This is a genomic window from Sphingobacterium zeae (assembly GCF_030818895.1).
Taxonomy (GTDB): domain Bacteria; phylum Bacteroidota; class Bacteroidia; order Sphingobacteriales; family Sphingobacteriaceae; genus Sphingobacterium; species Sphingobacterium zeae.
The window spans coordinates 3,153,130-3,174,867 of the sequence record NZ_JAUTBA010000001.1 but is presented as its reverse complement, the minus strand read 5'-3'; the positions used below and the strand labels follow the sequence as shown (position 1 = coordinate 3,174,867).

At 40.0% G+C, this 21,738-nt stretch carries 18 protein-coding genes; 9 read left to right on the top strand and 9 right to left on the bottom strand.

What is annotated here, in order from left to right:
- Positions 1-55: 55 nt before the first annotated feature.
- The 3 genes from glsA to QE382_RS13280 are packed head-to-tail and all read left to right on the top strand — an operon-like array spanning position 56 to position 1,734.
- Complete coding sequence (gene glsA, locus QE382_RS13290; protein WP_307186316.1) at positions 56-1,087, top strand: glutaminase A; 1,032 nt, start codon at positions 56-58, stop codon at positions 1,085-1,087.
- Between the two features lie 27 nt (positions 1,088-1,114).
- The gene (locus QE382_RS13285; protein WP_307186315.1) at positions 1,115-1,480 is read left to right on the top strand and encodes a VOC family protein; all 366 of its coding nucleotides are present in this window, start codon (positions 1,115-1,117) and stop codon (positions 1,478-1,480) included.
- A 14-nt stretch (positions 1,481-1,494) separates the two neighbouring features.
- Entirely contained in the window at positions 1,495-1,734 is a 240-nt protein-coding gene (locus QE382_RS13280; protein WP_294350308.1) for an SRPBCC family protein, read from the top strand.
- Positions 1,735-1,814: 80 nt separating this feature from the next.
- Here QE382_RS13280 and QE382_RS13275 read toward each other — a convergent pair whose 3' ends face one another.
- From QE382_RS13275 to QE382_RS13240, 8 genes are all read right to left on the bottom strand, one after another.
- Positions 1,815-2,558 (bottom strand): Bax inhibitor-1/YccA family protein, encoded by a 744-nt coding sequence (locus QE382_RS13275; protein WP_307186314.1) that lies wholly within the window; start codon positions 2,556-2,558, stop codon positions 1,815-1,817.
- 67 nt (positions 2,559-2,625) lie between these two features.
- A complete protein-coding gene (locus tag QE382_RS13270) occupies positions 2,626-4,065 on the bottom strand; it encodes a TolC family protein (RefSeq protein WP_307186313.1) in 1,440 nt (479 codons plus the stop codon).
- Positions 4,058-7,222: an efflux RND transporter permease subunit gene (locus QE382_RS13265; protein WP_307186312.1), complete on the bottom strand. Its 3,165-nt coding sequence runs from the start codon at positions 7,220-7,222 to the stop codon at positions 4,058-4,060. The genes QE382_RS13270 and QE382_RS13265 overlap by 8 nt, the downstream gene beginning before the upstream one ends.
- Positions 7,223-7,242: 20 nt before the next feature.
- On the bottom strand, positions 7,243-8,325 hold the full coding sequence (locus tag QE382_RS13260) for an efflux RND transporter periplasmic adaptor subunit (RefSeq protein ID WP_307186311.1): 1,083 nt from the start codon (positions 8,323-8,325) through the stop codon (positions 7,243-7,245).
- Between the two features lie 178 nt (positions 8,326-8,503).
- Positions 8,504-8,905: a hypothetical protein gene (locus QE382_RS13255; RefSeq protein WP_307186310.1), complete on the bottom strand. Its 402-nt coding sequence runs from the start codon at positions 8,903-8,905 to the stop codon at positions 8,504-8,506.
- Between the two features lie 84 nt (positions 8,906-8,989).
- Positions 8,990-10,204, bottom strand: coding sequence for a DUF763 domain-containing protein (locus QE382_RS13250; protein WP_307186309.1), 1,215 nt, complete (start codon positions 10,202-10,204; stop codon positions 8,990-8,992).
- A 156-nt stretch (positions 10,205-10,360) separates the two neighbouring features.
- A complete protein-coding gene (locus tag QE382_RS13245) occupies positions 10,361-11,011 on the bottom strand; it encodes a hypothetical protein (protein WP_307186308.1) in 651 nt (216 codons plus the stop codon).
- Between the two features lie 93 nt (positions 11,012-11,104).
- Positions 11,105-14,026, bottom strand: coding sequence for an FAD-binding and (Fe-S)-binding domain-containing protein (locus QE382_RS13240; protein ID WP_307186307.1), 2,922 nt, complete (start codon positions 14,024-14,026; stop codon positions 11,105-11,107).
- Positions 14,027-14,236: 210 nt separating this feature from the next.
- Here QE382_RS13240 and QE382_RS13235 point away from each other — a divergent pair, with 210 nt between their 5' ends.
- From QE382_RS13235 to QE382_RS13210, 6 genes are all read left to right on the top strand, one after another.
- A complete protein-coding gene (locus tag QE382_RS13235; RefSeq protein ID WP_307186306.1) occupies positions 14,237-14,740 on the top strand; it encodes an FUSC family protein in 504 nt (167 codons plus the stop codon).
- Positions 14,741-14,922: 182 nt separating this feature from the next.
- Entirely contained in the window at positions 14,923-15,396 is a 474-nt protein-coding gene (locus QE382_RS13230; RefSeq protein WP_209579461.1) for an Lrp/AsnC family transcriptional regulator, read from the top strand.
- A gap of 18 nt (positions 15,397-15,414) precedes the next feature.
- The gene (locus tag QE382_RS13225) at positions 15,415-16,452 is read left to right on the top strand and encodes an EamA family transporter (RefSeq protein WP_307186305.1); all 1,038 of its coding nucleotides are present in this window, start codon (positions 15,415-15,417) and stop codon (positions 16,450-16,452) included.
- 143 nt (positions 16,453-16,595) lie between these two features.
- Complete coding sequence (locus QE382_RS13220; protein WP_307186304.1) at positions 16,596-17,357, top strand: 5'-nucleotidase C-terminal domain-containing protein; 762 nt, start codon at positions 16,596-16,598, stop codon at positions 17,355-17,357.
- Positions 17,335-18,294 carry a bifunctional metallophosphatase/5'-nucleotidase gene (locus QE382_RS13215; RefSeq protein ID WP_307186303.1) on the top strand — a complete coding sequence of 320 codons (960 nt, stop codon included), beginning with the start codon at positions 17,335-17,337 and terminating at the stop codon, positions 18,292-18,294. Before QE382_RS13220 ends, QE382_RS13215 begins: the two co-directional genes overlap by 23 nt.
- A 117-nt stretch (positions 18,295-18,411) precedes the next feature.
- The gene (locus QE382_RS13210; RefSeq protein ID WP_307186302.1) at positions 18,412-19,626 is read left to right on the top strand and encodes an MFS transporter; all 1,215 of its coding nucleotides are present in this window, start codon (positions 18,412-18,414) and stop codon (positions 19,624-19,626) included.
- A gap of 73 nt (positions 19,627-19,699) precedes the next feature.
- Here QE382_RS13210 and QE382_RS13205 read toward each other — a convergent pair whose 3' ends face one another.
- Positions 19,700-21,703, bottom strand: coding sequence for a M13 family metallopeptidase (locus QE382_RS13205; protein WP_307186301.1), 2,004 nt, complete (start codon positions 21,701-21,703; stop codon positions 19,700-19,702).
- Positions 21,704-21,738: the final 35 nt, after the last annotated feature.

The window sequence follows — 21,738 nt, the reverse complement described above, 5'->3', positions numbered from 1 at the left end:
TCTTTTATTTTTAATACACTGTTCCCTATCTTTGGAACGAATAAATAATTAAAAAATGAGAAAAAATATTAGGTTGGTAGCCTGTATTATTGGCTTGATATCTTGCGGATCAATTCCTGTAGCCTTTGCTCAAAATAGCATTCAAAACCAGCAGGGTACTAAAACTGCGATTGTTGATAAAGCATTATTGGATAAAATATTGGATAAAAATAGACAGTCATTCAATGAAGGTAAGGTGGCCGATTATATTCCGGAATTGGGTAAAGCCAACGCATCGTCCATTGCTCTTTCGGTCGTAAATAGTGATGGAACAATCGTTAGTATTGGCGACGTACAGCAAAGATTTACAATTCAGAGTATTTCAAAAATTGTTTCCCTGATGATTGCCGTACTGGAAAATGGCGAGCAAGTTGTTTTCAATAATATGGGATACTATGGCACGGACAAACCTTTCAATCATTTTGCGAATTTGGAAACATCGGGTAAACCACTCAATCCAATGATGAACGCTGGCGCCATTTTAACGACTTCGCTTATTAAAGGAACAGGTGAGGAACCTTTTCTTAAAATACGCAATATGATTCGTTTTATAACAAATAATGAAAAGATTGATTATAGTAAATCCGTATATAATTCGGAACGGGAGACTGGAAATCGAAACAGAGGTATGTTCTACCTGATGCGCAACAATGGACTCATTGATGGTGAAGGTGAAGATAAACTAAATAATTATTTTAAACAGTGCTCAATTGAGATAACCGCAGAGGATCTGGCTAAAATAGGTTTCTTTTTTGCCAATCACTGTGTGCGTTATGATGGAAATAAGCAATACAATAATCCAAGTCTATCTCAGCTAGTTCAATCGCAAATGCTCATTGCAGGGATGTACGAATTTAGCGGCGAATATGCCAGAACTGTGGGACTTCCAAGTAAATCGGGTGTTGGTGGCGGAATCGCTGTAAGTGTACCGAATAAAATGGGTATAGGGGCCTATAGTCCAGCCTTGGATCAACACGGTAACTCGGTGGCCGCTTATCGCATGATATTAGATTTGGTGAGAGAGAAATCACTAAGCCTCTTTTATTAACCTTAGTAAATTCAAGTCAACGATAACATGATACGGACAGAACCAATCATCGCAGTGGATAACGTTCCCAAAAGCTCACAATTCTATCAAAAGCTTTTAGGCTGTACCGGTCAACATGGAGGAGAAACATTTGAAATTCTCACAGATAACGGAACTGTTATTCTCTGTTTACACAAATGGGGGGAACATGATCATCCTACTATGCGGGATCAAATACAGGCAGGGAATGGACTCATATTATTCTTTAGAGTAGACAATTTACAGCAAATTTTCGAAAACGCCACTTTGCTAAATGCAGTCATAGAGAAGGATATACATTACAACGAGAATTCTTTGAAAGATCAATTTATCCTACGTGACCCCGACAACTATTACCTGATTGTATCAGCTTAGTCAGATCTATTTGTTTGTCAATCGCGTGCAGGATTGTAGTCGATGGCGAAACAATCGAAACATCCCTCGATTTCAGCATAGGTGAACCAGCCAAAGGTTATTTTATCCTAAAAGAGATCTCGCCTAATCAAACCTCAGTGACTTGGGGTATTTCAGGAAAATCGCCCTATCCATGGAACTTTATGAATTTATTCATGAATATGAACAAAGATTTCGATCAAGGGCTGAAGAATCTAAAAAATAGACTAAAATAGAGACTATACAAAAGTAAAAAACGGTGGTTAAAATAAACTTTACTCTAACCACCGTTTCTTATTTTTAAAATGAACAAAATTTATCTTCTGCGCATTAAAATTCGTAGAATATACCAAAACAGCAACATTATTGATGAAAATAGCTGTAGCGCCGCTCCAACGTATTGTTCGTTGCCGTAACTATACTTCAGATTTTGAGTTTGATAGAGTATGCTTCCGGAAGCAAGTGCAATCATTGCAACCGAGAACCATAATCCAAGTTCAAAACCAAAAATAGCACCAGCGACAATTACCCCCAAGGATAAGAAGCCTCCAATTACCAGAATATTCCTCAGGAATGAAAAATCTTTATTGGATACAAATGCTACAACAGTAAGCCCGGTAAACAATGCCAAAGTCATTATACTTGCTTGATAAATGACACTAATACCTTCCGTCATAAACACCGCCATAAAAATCATTGGCAGAAAGATGATTGCTTCCAGTACAATATAGAAAGCTAGTCCTAGATATTGGGTTTGACGGCTTTGCGAAAGTGTCCATCTTGATGAAAGTGTGGACCCTAACCAAAAACATCCCAATAAAAACAACCAAATAAATTTTCCGCTAACCATCCAAACGATAAAATCATAAGGGATCAATTTGATCAGCAAAGTTTCCAAAACGATAAATGCTAAGATCGAAAACGCAACATGAAGATAAGTTTTTTTATAAAACACTCCCCTTTCAGCATCATCATTGATAAGAATGTACTCTTGTGATTCCATAAAACAAATACGATTGATTAAATAAGGATTAAAAATAAGCATTAATTCTATTCCCACAAGAAAGAATTTTGCATAGGCTTATAAAAAAGAACCCCGCCTAGCGGGGTCCATTCAAACAAACAACTTATTTCCAGCCTCCTCCCAGATCTTTATAGATATTGACAACAGCATTGAGCTGCTGCTTCTTCGTTTCTATCAATTCAAGTTTCGAATCCAGCACATCGCGTTGTGTCATCAAAACCTCCATGTAGTCTGCCCTCGCTGATTTAAAGAGATCGTTGGACACGGTGACGGAATTATTAAGGACCTCAACCTGTTTTGTTTTGAAATCGTAGCTGCGACCAAGGTTTTCAATATTTGAAAGTTGAGTAGAGACTTCTAAGTAAGCATTCAGAATTGCTTTTTCGTAATTATAAACAGCCTGTATCTGTTTTGCGTTAGCCGTACTAAATTCTGCTTTAAGCCCATTTTTATTGATCAATGGTGCCGCAAGCTCCCCAATTAAATTGTATAAAACCGATTCCGGCATTTTAAACAAGTAAGAAGGTTTAAATGCCTGCAAACCCAAAGCAGCCGAAATCTCCAGAGAGGGGTAGAACTCTTTCCGTGCAATATTTACATCCAATTTGGCTGCAGTGAGTTCATATTCTGCTTCTCGGATGTCAGGTCTGTTGCTTAAGAGTTGGCTAGGTAAACCTGTCTGAACTTTCGCCGGGATCAAATCTACAAAACTACTTTGATTGCGTTTAATCTCCTGCGGAAAACGTCCCAATAGGAAATTAATACGATTTTCAGTTTCCTTGATCTGTTGTCTAGTTTCAAACTCCATGCCCTTGGTTTTTAAAACCTCAGCCTCAAACTTTTGAACAGCCAATTCTGTTACACGAGCAGCCTGTTTCTGCAATCGGATTACCGCAAGCGCGTTGTCCTGTAATTCAATATTCTGTTTGATAATAGTCAATTGACTGTCCAATGCCAATAATTCATAATACGAGCGTGCAACTTCAGCAATAAGACTACTCAATACAAAATTTTTCCCCTCTACTGTAGCAAGATAACGATTGAGCGCAGCTTGCTCGCCATCTTTTAGTTTTTTCCAAACATCAATTTCCCAACTTGCGTACGCGCCAATGGTCAAATCTCCTAGCGGATCGGGCATTTCTTTTCCAGGCGCAATTTCTGTACTTGCATCACCTGCACCCTGGCTGGTATATCGCCCAACTTTTTCAACACCTCCTCCGGCACGTAAACCAACAGTAGGTTTCAACGCCCCTTTTCGTAAAAGAATATCATTCTTTGCGATTGCCAACTCCTGCAAAGTAACATTCAGTTCCTGATTGTTTTTTAACGCTGTATCTATTAATACAACTAGATTTGGATCTGTAAAAAATTCGCGCCACTTAACCGATGCTGAATTCGTTGTGTCAGATTTATTTACGTCTGTAAATTGCTGTGGAACAAATTTATTCTCCTGTATTTGTGTCGCTTTCGGAACCTTACATCCCGTCACTGCTGCTGAAAGCGAAATTGCAATGACCCATTGTTTTTTGCTGAGATTAGTCATTATTATCAAGTTCTTCAGTTAATGGATTTTCATCTTCATGTTTAATAAGCTTACGTTTAGAGGCAATAGTTCCGAAGATATAGTACAAGCCTGGTATCACTAAAATACCAAACACTGTTCCAAACAACATACCTCCCGCTGCTGCCGTACCGATCGTACGGTTTCCTATTGCACCTGGGCCAGACGCCATAACTAAGGGAATCAAGCCAGCGATAAAGGCAAAAGACGTCATCAAAATAGGTCTAAACCTAACTTTTGCCCCATCCAAGGCAGCTTCAATAATACTCAATCCTTGCGAATGCCGCTGAGCAGCAAACTCAACAATCAACACGGCATTTTTACCAAGTAAACCTATGAGCATGACCAAGGCGACCTGTGCATAAATGTTGTTTTCCAATCCCAATAACTTCAATAATAGAAAGGCACCAAAGATTCCGATTGGTAAAGAAAGTAGTACCGCGAAAGGCATAATAAAACTCTCATATTGAGCAGAAAGAATTAAATAAACGAAGCCGAGACAGATCAAAAAGATGTAAATCGCCTGATTTCCACGCCCTACTTGATCCTTGGAGATACCAGCCCAGTCAATACCATAGCCTCGAGGTAACGTTTTGGCGGCGACTTCATTAATCACCTGGATTGCTTCACCACTACTGTAGCCGGACGCGGCAGAACCTGAAATTTCAGAGGCCAAATACATATTGTGGCGCGTGATCTCAGAAAGACCATAGACCTTTTCCATATGCATAAATGCTGAAAATGGGACCATTTCATCCTTTTCATTCTTCACATACAGCTTTAAGATATCTTCCGGCAAAGCCCTGTATTGCGGCAAAGCCTGAACCATAACTTTATATTGACGGTCATACTTAATGAAGTTCGTTTCGTAGTTACTACCAACCAAAGTCGAAAGCGTATTCAGCGCATTGTCAATCGTAACACCCTTTTGTTGCGCTAGATCATTGTCTATATGCAACATGTACTGTGGAAAACTCGCGCTATAGAAGGTAAATACAGACGATAACTCAGGTCTCTTGTTCAACTCACGCACAAAATCCTTGCTTACTGTTTCCATTTTTTTGTAGTCGCCAGAACCTGCTTTGTCCAGAAGACGAAGCTCAAATCCACCCGCGGCACCATAGCCCGGTACGGCTGGTGGTTGGAAAAACTCGATAGACGCCCCTGGGATATTTTTGGCAGCAGCCTCAAGTTGCTCAATAATCTCTTGTGAGGATTCTTTACGTTCTTCCCAGCTTTTCAAGTTGATCAAACAAGTACCTGTATTTGCTCCAGTTCCTTCAGTCAGGATTTCATAACCCGCTAACGACGATACCGATTGTACACCATCAATGTTTTCAGCTTCTTTTTGCAATGTCTGGGCCGCTAAATTGGTTCGTTCCAATGTTGATCCTGGCGGCGTTTGAATAATGGCATAAATCATCCCCTGATCTTCATTGGGAATAAAACCTGCAGGAACAGCATTGTTCAAAAAATAGGCTCCAATACAAAAGCCAATTAATACTAAAAATGTAAACGTCCGTTTATCTACTATCCCTTTCAACAAGTAAACATATTTGTTGGACATCCTATCGAACAATCTATTGAAAGAATCCAGAAACTTATCGATAATGGATTTCCTTCTTGCCTTGCCATGATTATTCTTCAGCATGATCGCACATAATGCAGGAGTCAGGGTCAATGCAACAACCCCGGACAAAATAATTGAAGTTGCCATGGTAATAGAAAACTGCCGATAGAATATACCCACGGGACCGGACATAAAGGCAACGGGGATAAAAACCGCCGCCATAAGGAAGGTGATCGCAACAATGGCACCACTGATTTCATGCATCGCTTTTTTGGTTGCCTTATAAGCCGAAATATGAAGCTCTTCCATCTTGGCATGGACGGCTTCAATAACCACAATCGCATCATCCACAACCACACCAATGGCAAGCACCAATGCAAACAGTGTAATCAAGTTGATGGTAATTCCAAAAAACTGCATGAATAAAAACGATCCCACCAATGAAACCGGCACTGCAATGGTGGGAATCAACGTTGAGCGCCAATCTCCTAAGAATAGAAAAACGACAATAGCGACAAGCACAAATGCTTCCAATAACGTATGAACTACTTTTTCCATGGATGCATCCAAAAACTTGGAAACGTCGTAACTAATTTCATAATCGAGTCCCTTCGGAAAAGATGCCTTCAACTCTTTCATTTTGCTTTTTACATCTTGAATGACCTGAGATGCGTTACTTCCATAAGATTGTTTCAAGACAATCGCCGCAGATGGCTTTCCGTTCAGTGTCGAATAGATATCGTACATCGCCGAGCCAAATTTGATGTCCGCAACGTCTTTTAAACGTAGCATTTCGCCATTTTCGCCCGCACGTAAAACGATGTTGCCATAACCTTCAGTTGTGGTAAAGCGTCCAGGGTATTTCAATACATATTCGAAAGATTGGGAGGTCATACCGGACGATTCACCAGCTTTACCCGGTGAAGCTTCTAAACTCTGTTCAGATAAGGCCTTCATTACCTCTTCTGCAGATATTTTGTAAGCCGTCATACGATCGGGTTTCAACCAAATACGCATGGCTAATTCACGGGTTCCAAGTATATTTGCCACCCCAACACCGTCCACGCGGCGCAATTCGGAGACAATGTTCATGTCCGCATAGTTATACATAAAGTTTCCATCCAGTTCTTTATCTTTACTGTAAAGATTGATGTACATGAGCATATTGGATTCTTCGCGTGTAATCTTCACTCCTTCACGCACCACAATTGGTGGAAGTTTATTGACCACAGAAGCTACACGGTTCTGCACATTTAAGGATGCCTGATTGGGATCGGTACCTAGGTTGAATACCACTTGGATACTGGCTTCACCGTCGTTACCGGCATCAGAAGCCATATATTTCATGCCCGGAACTCCATTAATTGCCCGTTCTAAAGGAATGATAACTGATTTAATCATCAACTCACCATTTGCTCCTGGATACTCGGCTGTAATATTGACCTTCGGTGGCGATATCGAGGGGAATTGTGTTACAGGAAGCTGCACCATAGATAGTACACCCAAAAACACAATAATCAGTGATATAACGATTGAAAGCACTGGTCTATTTATAAAACGACTAAACATAAGAATTTAAGTGTAAGGGGCTATTCTGTTTTTAATTTTAAATTGGAAATGGCGTCTTTAGGTTGTACAAAGCTGTAACTGACCTTCTCATCTTCCTTCGCTTTCTGAATACCGTCCAACAAAAATTTATCATCTTTTTGAAGCCCACTCGTTACCACATACAAATCTGGTAGGGAGTTACCAATTGTGATATGACGCGATTTTAATTTACCATCCTTATCGACGACATACACATATTTACGGTCCTGCATTTCGTATGTCGCTTTCTGTGGTATAATTAAAACCTGTTTCAACGGAAAATTCATGACGACCTTGCCGCTCTCCCCATGTTTTAAAAGACGGTTTGGATTGGGAAACTTCGCTCTAAAAGCAATATTTCCAGTTTCGCTATTAAATTCACTTTCTATCGTCTCCACCATACCGCTTTGCGAAAATAGCTCATTATTGGCAAGTAACAGGCCCACATGGGTATCCCCGCGTTTACTAACGTTAGTTTGATAGCTCAAATATTCTGGTTCGGAAACATTAAAATAAACCAGCATCTCGCTATTGTCGGAAAGACTGGTTAATAATTCACCTTCATCCACCAAACTTCCCAGTTTCAACGGAATACGGTCGATAGTTCCGTCAAAAGGTGCTCTGATTTCTGTAAAGGAAAGATGCAATTTCGCAATCGCAGCCTCCGCCTTAGCCTGTTCAAGCTTTGCTTTAGCCATCGCTAATTCATTGGGCGATACGACGTTTTTATCAGCTAGCGTTTTTGTATTTTGAACTTCAATTTCTGCCACATTAACCTCTGCCGAAGATTTACGGTATTCGGCCTCATACATCTTCGGCATAATCCGAAAAAGTAGTTGCCCTTTGTGGACAAATTGTCCTTCATCTACGAAGATCTGCTCGAGATAGCCTTTCTCCTGAGCCCGAAGCTCAATATTTCGGAAAGACCTAATCTGGGAAACAAAGTCCTTACGGATAGTGGTGTCCATTTGCACCGGAGAGGTCGCTGTAAATTTCTCCTTTTCTTCCTTTTCTTCCTTTTTGGAAGTACACCCGATTTGGCATAAGGTAATAGCCAAACTAGCGAGCATAAATACTCTTTTCATTTGTAAGCGTCTAATTAAAAAAATAAGTTTGATTGTTTGTTGTGCTGGTTGGTGAAATGACCTCTACTTTGGTTTATAGTCGTTCCGACTTGTTAATAGATTGTATAAATCGATTACGACTAAGCGGAGCATCCCTTAGGATATCCACCAAAGCATATGAAATTTCGAAGGATATATTTTAAATTCTCCAGTTTTGTTGAAGAACGTATCTTTGAGGGAAAAGATAGGCTATGAAATTGCAAAAAGGAATTTTCTTTGCAAATCGAAAAACAAAAATAAAAAGGACAATTGCAAAGAGAAGCAGCGCAATAAGTTGGGATGTGGCATGCAAATCTTTGGTCAATTGAAAATTCTCGTAATCAAATTCAGCTATGACAGGGTTATCGTCATGTACACTACCATAAAACAGCGGATCAATGTGTTCAGCCGATGCATCAATATACTGCTGTAAATCGACGTGATTGTGCTGATACATAAAACTAACGGTCGGCCGATCGGATTCAATGAGAACTGCATGGCTATTACTGCTTCTTATAATTAAGAAGCATAAGAAAAAGAATATTGTAATAACCGCTTTCATTGCGGGAGCAAATATACTAGCGTAAAAACGATTTTATCGATCTTTAACAAATTTTAACAAAACAATTACAATTGAAAGATCCTCCTAGAAAAGACTGAGTTGCAATCCATGTGCATTCTTTCTTTGAGGTGCTGCATCCCCGTAAACTGTCCGTCCACCGTATTTCCAGGAATCTCGCTTTTCCTCTGCAATAATTTGCTGAATATCAAACTGTGGCTCAAAATTTCGTTCACTATCCAACACCAACTGATGTAATTTCTGGACGGACTTTAATTTGTCACTATGACCCAATTTAGATTTTTCAATGCCTTTTTTCAAAATCTGAATACTTTCATCGTAAATAGTTAATGGAACCGGAAACGGGTGACCATCCTTTCCCCCATGAGCAAAAGAAAATCGAGCCGGATCTTTAAATCGGGATGGTGCACCATGAATTACTTCGCTGACTAAGGCCAATGATTGCAACGTACGGGGGCCAATTCCCTTTAAAAGAAGTAGATCTTCAAAATCAATAAGTGGACTTTCCCGAGCAACGTATAACATAGCGCCCAACCTTTTTAGATTGACATCCGAGGCACGTACATCGTGATGAGATGGCATGGCCAATTTAGCGAATTCTTGTATAACTTTAAACGAATCCTCTCCCACCAACGTCATAATACCCGCTCTGTTTGCCGCCGCTTCAGTAGCCGTTAAATTGAAGATCATACCCTGTGAAGGACCGGTGATACCCGCATGCGGTTCCTCTACAAACGATTTAATCTTTTCAGAATGCCAATGGTAACGACGGGCAGTCCCATCTTTTTCATGCATACCTTGCTGCACGACTGACCAATTGCCATTATCTGCCACGATAAAATTATGTAAATACAATTGGTAACCGTCTTGAACGGCTGTGTTATCCACCTTCGCAACAAGCTTGCTACTGCGAATCAAGTCGCTACCATTTAATCCAATACGATCAGAAACCTGAAGCAGTTCTTGTGGGGTTTGCATGGACAACTTGCCTTTTCCACCGCAGATGTAGAGTCCCAATGACTTGGCGTCAGGATTAATAGCGCGTTTTAATGCACCCATAACAGCCGTTGTAATCCCCGAGGAATGCCAGTCCATGCCAAGAACAGCTCCAAAGCTTTGAAACCAAAATGGATCAGCAAGCCTCCTTAAAACCTCATCCCTTCCATAATCCATGAGCATAACTTCAACGATTGAACGCCCTAGAGAAGCCATACGCTCGTAAAGCCACGCAGGTACTTTACCAAAATGCAATGGAAGGTCTGCAGTACCGGATTTCCTCATATTAAACTAAATTTATTAGCACAAATTTATTTCTTTTATTTTTAAAAAGCGAAAAAGGCTAGAATTTATCTAGCCTTTTTATTGTATGAATAATGATACGTTGGCGACAACTATCGCTTTCTGCTCATCGTTACCGCACAGTATATAACATTTCCACTACTTACCCGTTAGCGCCGACAATAATCCAACGCGGAACGAAGGATCCTTCTCCGAAAACTCAATAGAATGTTTGTACGTATCAACGTTAAAGAAGAGCTCAGCCGGTTCAGCTTTCTTATTATCAAAGAATAATTTAAAGCTATAGGCCGTTTTTTTAGATAGGTCCGCATTCACTTTATTGGATGAAAATACGTTCGGAAGAATCACATCCTTTGTAAAAGAATCAGTCGTTGGTGTCTGAAATAATTCACCTAAAGCTTTAATTAAATTATCAGACTGTTGACCTGACGACGAGATTCTGATTTTACCTTTGGTAAAACCAACGTCATCACTTGGCTGGCCATCTATTATACCTGCGGGTATAAAATCTACAACCTCAAACTTCGCTCCCACCGTATCTTGCTTGTAAAGAGATTGCGTGATATAAATACGGCTTGAATCCGTTTTAATTTCATCAGTAATACGTAAGAAAAAATTCTTTTTCTCAGCTCCCGGAGCACCATTTGTAAACTGCTCAATTTTCACGCCATCAATTTTGTTCGTTGCTGTGGTATCGCTTCCATCAGTTTTCTTCTGATTGGAGTTTCCGCAACCAGCCATCAGCATCGTAGCGGTTGCAAGAAATGCTATAGATTTAATCTTGTACATAATGAATTGTTTGTTATCAGTTATCAATGATTATTGCTCTTATAATATTACCATTATTACAGATAACAAACAACTATTAGCAATGTTTTTATTTTATTTCAATAAAGCATCATATAAAATTTCCACAGGATGATAAGATTTTCTTCCGACCCCATCTTTGATTTGATGTCTACAAGAGGTACCTGCTGCGGCAATCAAAGTATCGGCTTCCGTTTTCCGTACAGCTGGTAACAAAACCAGCTCGGCCACTTTCATTGAAACGTCGTAATGCTCGGCCTCATAACCAAATGAACCCGCCATACCACAGCAGCCAGAAGGAATTGTCTCTACGCTAAAATTCGTCGGAAATGATAATACCTGTTCCGTAACAGTAACCAGATGGAAAGCCTTTTGGTAACAGTGACCATGAAGCTTGATTTTTCTTGCTGCCGTTGTAAACTGTTCTGGACGAATACGTCCTGCTTTCATCTCTGTCAGTAAAAATTCATCGATCATCAATGCATTTTTAGCGATGTTTTGCGCCTCAATACGAATATCGTCATCCACCAGGCTTAAATATTCATCTCTAAACGTAATGATACCTGATGGTTCAACCCCTAAAAGCGGGGTTTCGTCGGTGATTAATCCCTTTAAAAAATGTATATTTTTATTAGCAATTTTCTTTGCTTCTTTCACAAAACCTTTAGAAAGGTATGTCCGTCCACTTTGCACATGTTTTGGAATAATCACTTCATAGCCCAAGGCACTCAGCAATTTATACGCTATAATACCGATTTCTGCATCATTATATTCGGTAAACTCATCCGAGAAAAGATAGACCTTACGCTTGGCATCCCTGATAGGACCTTGTGTTTTTACCCACTGGCTCAAGGTTGTTCCATTTACTGTAGGCAGCGAACGTCTCGGTGCAAACCCGACAGTTTTCTTGACCAAGCCAGACAGAAAATCATTTTTTACAACAAAATTATAAAGGGGTGCGACCCACGACCCCAACTTCTGAGACTGCGTGAAATTAGCAATTAGTTTTGTTCTAAACCCTGCGCCATGCTCATCATAATAGTGCTGTAAAAATTCGGCTTTCATTTTGGCCACATCTACACTCGAGGGACATTCCGTTTTACAGCCTTTGCAGCTTAGACACAGATCCATGACCTCCTTAATCTCTTCATGATCGAAACGGTTTTTCTTGGTGGAATTTGTCAAAAACTGTCTTAACATATTCGCCCGTGCGCGTGTTGTATCTTTTTCATCACGCGTAGCCATAAACGAAGGACACATTGTTCCACCAGTAATTTCAGTCTTTCGGCAATCTCCCGAACCAGAACACTTCTCTGCCAACCGAAGAATAGACTCATCTTTAAAAAAATCGAAATAGGTCTTTATTTCTGTTCGGTTACTATCGTTGTCATAACGTAAATGAGCATCCATTGGCGGCGTGTTGACAATCTTATTAGCATTAAAAACGCCCTGTGGATCAAAGATATATTTTACATCTTCAAGCAATTTGTAAACTTTTTCGCCAAGCACTTTGCCAATAAACTCTCCGCGCAAACGACCATCACCATGCTCACCACTCAGTGAACCGTTATATTTTAATACAAGATCGCTGGTTTTTTCGAGGATTGAACGAAAAGTACGCTTCCCTGCTGCTGTTTTTAAATTCACGAACGGTTCAATATGCAGCTCTCCCGCTCCCGCGTGCGCGTAATATGATGCATGCACGCCCTCTTCCATCAAAAGCTTTTGAATATCGCTCACATAAGCAGGTAGGTCCTCAGGCGAAACAGCACAATCTTCAATCAAATTTACGGGCTGACTGTCCCCAGGCAAATTACGGATTAAACCGAGTCCCGCTTTGCGCACATCCCAAACTAAATTCGTCTGTTCCATACCCGTAATATAGGGATAAGCATAACCAAGGCCACGCGCAACGAGATCGGCTTTCAATGCCATCGCTTTCGCTGCTGTTTCGGCCGCTGTATGCCCCCTAAACTCCACAATCAATAGCGCTTGCGGATCGCCTTCTATAAAAAAGCGATTATACTTGTACGTTGGATGCCCAACTGTAAAATCCATGATGTATTTATCCACTAATTCGGAAGCTTCCGGCTTGTGCGCTAAAGCCACAACATTACCATGCATACATTCTACCATGTCGGCAAAATGAACACAGAGCAAACCTAATTCAGGAGGAGGCAAGGGCATTAATTTAAGTTTAGCTTCTGTAACGACAGCCAGCGTACCTTCAGAACCGGCCAATAAATTACACATATTAAAAGGAGCCGAACGATCACTTAAAATATCCAGCGCGTAACCTGTATTTCTTCTTGTGATCGATCGCTTCGGATAGCCGGTTTCAATTGCGCTTAAATGCTGTGGATCTGTCAATAATTCATTCATATTACGATAGATATCCCCCTCACGGCCGGCTAATAATAATTTCTTAAAATAGGCTGCTTCATCAACTGCTTCAAAGGTTACTTCAGAACAGTCGTCCAGCAGTACATTGGCTGAAATCAAATTGTGCCTTGTATCGCCCCAAACAATAGAATGCAGACCCGAAGAGTTATTACCAATCATTCCACCTACCATAGCACGGCTCGCCGTTGAAGTTTCAGGACCAAACATCAGCCCAAAAGGCTTAAGATAGTTGTTTAAGTCATCGCGAATCACCCCCGGTTGAACTCGAACCCACTGCTCTTCAACATTAAGCTCAATAATATGGTTAAAATAACGGGAAATATCCATAATAATACCATGGCCGACTACCTGGCCTGCCAAGGAAGTGCCAGCAGTACGTGGTATGATAGTGACCTTATTCTGGCGCGCAAAATCAATTAATTTTTTAATATCATCAATATCTGCGGGTATCGCTACGGCCAACGGTTTTTCCTGATAGACAGACGCATCGGTCGAATAGGCTAGCAACATCGTTTGGTCCTTAGTTTCATGGGTATAATAGAGCTCCCCTTTGAGTTGTGAAGCTAATAAGGCTAATTGATTCTGATCTTTCACTTAATCTGCATTTAAAGTATAAAACAAATCTAGTTAAATTTATGCATTGGTAAAAGAGAAGAATGCAAGAAATAACCAAATCAAAAGCAAAAAACGCACAAAAACGCAAACAGGAACATTTGCCATAAATGATGATTTTATTTCGTTCCTTCAAACAATGCTTGTATTTTTGTAGCACTACATCATTTAAATTAACGATTGATTTCTTATATGCGTAATCTATTCCTTCGCTATACGCTCCATTCAGATTTTATTATATATACGATTCGCGTACTAATTGGCTTCCTTATCGGTTATCCTTTATTTGTATCCTTTCCCCAATATTCTGTTTCTTGGACCCTTATCTCGATTATACTGGTGATTTCTCCACAAGAGAATGAGTCAAAAAAAATAGCGATCGATCGGGCCAAATCCAATTTCATAGGATCCGCCATTGGACTGAGCTTATATTTTGTTCCGATCCAGCAACTTTACGCAATGGTAATCGGTATCCTGGCCTCGTTGATTACTTGTAAACTACTCAACATTATAGCTGTAGCGAGGACATCGATGGTTGCGCTAATTATAGTCTATCTGCATGAACAGGAAAGCCGCTCCTACTTCGCTGCCTTAGATCGCTTTGGTTGTGTTTGTTTAGGCTGTTTGATCGGACTGGGCGTCATACTTTCTACAAGAAATATTATTTTGAAATTAAGAAAAAGATACATTTTTTAATCACAAACGCTGCTTACTAAAAGGCAATATATTTATTTTCAACCCATTAGCATATCCGATCAAATCAAAGCACTATCATACACGAACAATATTCACCAACACCAACAATCTAACAGAATTATATTCATTATTCGTTATAATATTTTGAATTTTATACTTAAATACGTACCTTTGCAGTCGAAATGACAAAAGTAGAATATAATTTAGATCAGGTCGACTATAGAATCTTGCGTTTAATGCAGGATAATGGACGTATCAACAACGCGGATATCGCCAGAGAGCTGGGAATGGCACCTTCTGCGATTCTAGAACGGGTAAAAAAGCTCGAGCAAAAAGAGGTAATTTTAAAATACAGTGCCAAGATCAATCCTGCAGCGGTCGATCAAAAACTTTTATCATTTATTTTCATAAAAGCCAATGATATCATTGGTGAACAAACAGTTGGATTGGCACTTGCCGAAATTCCTGAAGTACAGGAAGTACATGACATTGCAGGTGATGATGGTTACCTGATTAAAGTAAGAACTGCAGATTCGACCGGATTAGTTGATCTGATGCGAAATACTTTAAGTAAAGTGGAAGGGATCATCTCCACCCGTACTACAATTGTACTTCAAACGGTTAAGGAAGATCAGCAGGTCGTAATACCTGAGTAATAGAAAGGAAGTTTAATCATGTTGCAAGGACAAAAAAAGGCCGCTAACCCGTTGATGGTTGTTGTCGCCTATATCATTATTTATGTTGTATGGGGATCGACCTTTTTCTTTATAGAAAAGGCACTACATAGTTTTCCACCATTTATATTAGGTTCGTTTCGATTTGTTACAGCCAGCGTAATTCTAATGGCATATTGCGCAATGAAAGGTTATAAATTGTTTAATAAGCGATCCGTTCAGGAAGCAGCGATCGTAGGATTTCTATTGCTTTTTGTCGATATGGCTGGGGTTATCTGGGCCGAACAATATGTTTCAGGTGGTGTTGCCGCCATTATTGCTGCAGCAGCAGCGATCTGGTTTATTTTATTGGATAAACCCAAATGGAAAGAAAATTTCAGCAGTGTTAGCACGGTTTTAGGTGTCGCGTTAGGCTTCTGTGGAGTGGTGATGTTATTCGCTGAACAGATTATGTCAACCAATGATAATACCGATGGAACACTTAAGGTGATCGCCCTATCTATTTTAGTATTGGGTTCTATCGCTTGGACCGTAGGGTCTCTAATTTCCAAATATTTCAAAAAATCTGAGAAACAAGAGGAAGAGGATTTACATGTCATGGTGAAGACCGCTTGGCAAATGGTTACTGCAGGTATACTCTTTAATATCACCGCCCTTTTCACCGGTGAGTATACAACATTTTCGCTAAGTAGCGTGGCACCGGTGGACTGGTTCAATTTGGGCTACCTAATCACTTTTGGCTCAATCCTCGCCTTTAGCTCCTATATTTGGTTACTACAGGTTCGCCCCGCAATGGAAGTTAGTACGTATGCCTATGTGAATCCAATCATTGCACTTATTTTAAGTCATTTTTTCACTTCGCATGTAGTGACCTCATTGCAGATTTTCGGACTAGCTGTGATCTTATTTTCAGTCCTATTAATGAACTGGAAAGCGTATCGAGCCAAACTGTCCGCGCGTAGCAAAAGTAGAAAAGTTCTCCAACCAGAGAGTAAGTTGGATACCAACCCTATCGCCGAGTCGGAATTAGTACACTAGGTTGTTATTTTTCTAATTATATGGACAAAGCTTAACATACGATGTTAAGCTTTTGTTGTTTTTAAAAATTAGCTAACATTGGATAAGATTTGTTCATATATAATTGGCTAACTTTGCCCAATATTTGGTTAAACGAAAAAAGAATGAAGATATCAAAGCAAATTGCCTTTATTGGTAGCCTTGGATTCGGTTCGCTTTTGATGGTTGCCAGTTGTAGCAAGCAGCTCCATCCAACGCAGAAAGATTTCCAACAATATCATATCAATAGCGATATGCAAGCTGATCCTACAGTCGTATCAATCTACGAGCCTTTCAAACATAAAATGGAAGTGGAGATGAATCGAGTTATAGGACATGCAGACAAAGCGTTGACAAAAGAGAAGACGGCAGAAACATTAATGGGCAATTTTTTTTGTGAAGCCTTGTTGTGGATGAGTGAACACAATGCCCATAACCCTGCGGATATAGCATTTGCTACTAAGGGTGGAATCCGAAATGATCTGAAAGCAGGCGATATTACCGTTGGACATATCTTCGAGGTGATGCCTTTCGAAAACACTTTAACAGTTCTCGAACTCAAGGGAACTCAAATTCGTCAACTTGCAGACTATATCGCCTCAACACATGGTCAACCCATCGCTGGGATGACGTTGACCATTACAGGCAACAAAGCCCAGGACATTAAAATCAAAGGTCTAGCAATTGAAGACAATAAGTTGTATAAATTGGTAACCTATGATTATCTCGCTAATGGTGGCGACAACCTGACGCTGTTGACACAATCTGTATCGCGGGCAAATTATCCGCAGCGGATGCGTGAAGGACTGATTGAATACGTGAGTGAATTAACGAAAGAAGGCAAAAAAGTAAATGCAGAATTAGATGGAAGAATTAAAATCAATTAACCGAAGATCATTTATCAAGCAAGTTGGTGGATTTTCTGCTGCAGTTGCATTGGGGTCACTTCCTTTTCAAGCTAACGCTAAGAGCAAAAAAGTAAAACTTACAATCTTACATACCAACGATGTGCATAGCCGAATTGAACCTTTTCCTATGGATGGTGGCAAATATCAAGGATTGGGTGGTGTGGCACGCCGGAGCACGCTTATCAATAAAATTCGCAAAGAAGAAGAACACCTCCTATTATTAGATGCGGGCGATATGTTTCAAGGTACTCCCTATTTTAATCTATTTGGAGGGAAGCTGGAGCTGGATCTCATGACGAAATTGGGGTATGACGCTGGGACATTTGGAAATCACGAATTTGACAATGGACTGGACGGACTTGTGAAATACCTGGACCATGCTAAATTTCCGTTTTTAACGGCCAATTACGACTTTAAAGGAACAGTATTGGAAGGAAAAACCAACGATTACACCATATTTCATAAGGGTGGTATAAAAATCGGTGTATTCGGGCTCGGTGTAGATATCGAGGGATTGGTAGATCCCAATAACTTTAAGGGAATGAAATATCTGGATCCAATTGAGGTATCCAAAAAGGTGGTAAAGATACTCAAGGAAAAACATAAATGCGATCTCATCATCTGTCTGTCGCATTTAGGTTACCAATATGAAAACGATAAAGTGTCGGATTTGGTGCTTGCCGCCAAAACATCAGATATCGACTTAATTATAGGCGGGCATACGCATACATTTTTAAATGAACCCACATTAGTTACCAATTTAAAAGGTACGAAGACCGTTGTGAATCAAGTCGGTTTTGCAGGGATTAATCTGGGGAGGATTGATTTCATTATGGAGCCGGGTTCCAAAAAGAAACAAATGGTGGCGAGCACCTATCAAGTCGATCCTACAATTCCAGCGTCCATGTTGGCATAATTTGATTCACTATTCATAAATGCCAAATTGACTAATCAATTTGGCATTTTTTTTCAAGACAACAAGAAGACTTATAGACTTAAAACACGAGGTTTATATAAGCTGATTTACCCTTTAATGAAAAGAATTTTATCAATATACCTAGACTCCTTTAGAGGACTCTCACAAGCTGCATGGCTGCTTGCTATCGTCATGCTGATCAATAGAATGGGAAGCATGGTGATTCCATTTCTAGGCCTTTACATGACCAGAGTTTTGCACTTCGATATAAAACAAGTCGGAATTGTTTTGATGTGTTATGGCGTTGGCTCCGTCTGTGGATCTTATATAGGCGGCTGGCTGACCGATCGGATTGGTAGTTTCAAGGTTCAGTTTGGAAGTCTTGTGTTGGCCGCTCCTTTATTCCTACTGATACCATACTTTAAAGAGGTACAGTCGCTATCCATAATGATTTTTACGTTAAGCTTGATTTTTGATGCTTTTAGACCTGCAAACTCCGTATCAGTAGCAAGTTACGCTAAACCTGAAAATATCACCCGCGCCTTTTCATTGAATCGTTTGGCTATAAATCTGGGCTTCTCAATCGGTCCAGCGGTGGCAGGTTTTTTGGCAGCCATCTCTTTCAATTGGATATTTTATGGAAATTCCCTTGCCGTTCTCTGTGCAGCAATAATTTTCTTTGTCTTTTTTCATAAAAGACAAAAAAGAAGCGATATCAGATCAAAAAAAGATATTACACCTGATAATGAAATGTCTAAAAAAGGGCAAAATCCTTATACCGACGTGCCATTTGTCCTATTCAATATCTTTTGTTGTATCTTCTCTTTTTGTTTTTTTCAGCTGATCACTACCTTACCGATATTCTACCGAGAAGTTCACCATTTGAATGATCACCAAATTGGATTTCTGCTTGGATGGAGCGGCTTCGTCATCGTGTTGTTAGAAATGTTTATTGTTCATATTGCCGAGAAGAGATTTTCATTAATTAGCACACTCGTCTTTGGAACATTTCTATGTGCCATTTCATATGCCATGCTAAATTTTACTGGCGGACTTGCTTGGTTATATTTCACATTCTTTATTTTTGGATTGGGAGAAATGCTCACATTGCCTTTTATGGCAACCGTTTCTGTTAATAGGTCTTCCCCAAAAACGCAAGGAGCCTACATGGGCTTCAACTCGCTAGCCTTTTCAGCTGCAAATATTTTTTCGCCAATCTTGGGCACAAGTATTGTCGATTCCTTTGGTTTCACAACGCTATGGTGGGCCATTGCATTGAGTTTATCCATTACAGCCATTGGGTTCTATTTGGTTTTGAAATGGATGAAATAACTTAAAATAAGTCAAGAAAAAGGGCGTATTCCATTTTGCAATACGCCCTTTTTTAATTGATCTCATGAACAAACTACCAAATTTTAATCCGCTTATTCACAGGAACAAACATTTTGTCTCCCTCCTTGGTATTCCAAGCTTTGTGAAAAGCGTCCAGGTTAATAATCGGCGCAAAAGCACGATACTGCGCTGGAGAATGGGGATCGGTCTTCACTTGATTGACCACAAACTCATCCGTTGTTTTGGTCCTCCAAATAGTTGCCCAAGAAAGGAAGAAGCGTTGATCTTGTGTAAACCCATCTATCAATCCAGGATTGCCCTTATCTTTCAAATAAAGCTGCAAGGCATCAAAAGCGACAGATGAGCCGCCCAAATCACCGATGTTCTCGCCCAATGTGAAACGACCGTTTACAAAAACTCCTGGGACAGGCTCATAAGATTCAAATTGACGGACCAATGCATCTGCAGCGGCTTCAAATTTTGCCTTATCACTATCGCTCCACCAGTTGTTCAGATTTCCATTCCCATCATATTTAGCACCCTGATCGTCAAAGCCGTGTGAAAGTTCGTGACCAATTACCGCACCAATACCACCGAAATTAACAGCTGCATCGGCCTTGTAATCATAGAACGGAGGTTGAAGAATAGCCGCGGGAAAGACAATTTCGTTAAACAATGGACTATAATAAGCGTTTACAGTTTGCGGGGTCATCCCCCATTCAGACTTGTCCACTGGCTTATCTTGTTTGGCCAAATTTTGATAAAATGCCCATTTGCTTGATGCCAATACGTTTGCATACAACGACATGCCCACTTCAAGTTTGCTATAATCTTTCCACTTATCTGGGTAACCAATTTTAACTTTAAACTTAGCCAGTTTTTCCAAAGCCTTTACTTTTGTGTCGTCAGACATCCAGGTCAGGTCCTTGATATGCTGGCCGAATGCTTTAATCAGATAGCTTACAAGCTCCTCAGCCTCGGCTTTAGCCTTTGGAGGAAAGCTTTCTTTCACATATAATTTACCCAATAGCTCTCCCGCGATGGAGTTAACAAACTCTACGCCGCGCTTGTCTAGCGCACGTTGTTCTTTTTGTCCTTTTAACTTACGCCCCCAAAAATCAAAAGACAGATCGTTTAATTCTTGCGTAGTGTAAGACGCCGCGTTATTTAGCACATGAAATGTCAATAACTCTTTAATCACCGGTAGATTTTGAAGATTGAAAACTTTGTCAAGATTTTCATAGTATTTTATTTCCGGTATAATAACCGTGTCAGCCTTAAAACCGACGTCATTTAAGTATTTTGCAATATCGATATTCTTCACGATTTTTTTCAGATCCGCAACAGCGATGGGATTATACCGGCCATTGGCATCCCTTGATTGCTCAACAGTTTTAAGATTTGAGGCCAACTGCTTTTCAAAGGCAACAATTTTCGGCCCCTTTAGATCCCTTGTAAGTTGACCTGATTTGGCATAAAGTGAAGAGATATAAGTGGAATAATCATTTAACGTCTCTTCATTCTTCTTGTCATTTACCTGATAATAGGATCTTCCCAACCCAAGACTTCCCCCACCTAAATATACCGTATTGACAGCTGAATTCTTAAGATGTGCATAAACATAACCACTGAAAAAAGGATTTCCGCCAATAGGCGCCACTTCAACAAGATACTGATATAAATCTTCGAAATTTTTAATCGCAGCGATTTTATCAAGATATGGTTTAACTGGCTCCAATCCAAGTTCGTTACGCGTCTTCATATCAACGAACGATTTATACAAATCTGCGATCTTCTGATTGTCTGTTCCTTTCTGAAAATCGCCTGAAAGTGACTCTTGCAGTACCTTTAACGTAGCAATATCTGTATTTTCACGAAGCTCATCAAATGATCCCCACCGCGCCTTATCGGAAGGAATCTTGACTGTTTTCATCCATTGTCCATTCACAAAATTGTAAAAGTCATCTTGAGGGCGCACGCTTTTATCCATGTAAGTCACATTAATTGCATTGTTTTGCGCGTTGCTTATCAATGAGCCACAGGTTAGCAGGGCTGCTAAGAGTATGTTTTTCTTCATATAAAATTGAGTTTGTTTGTCGCTATCTACAAACT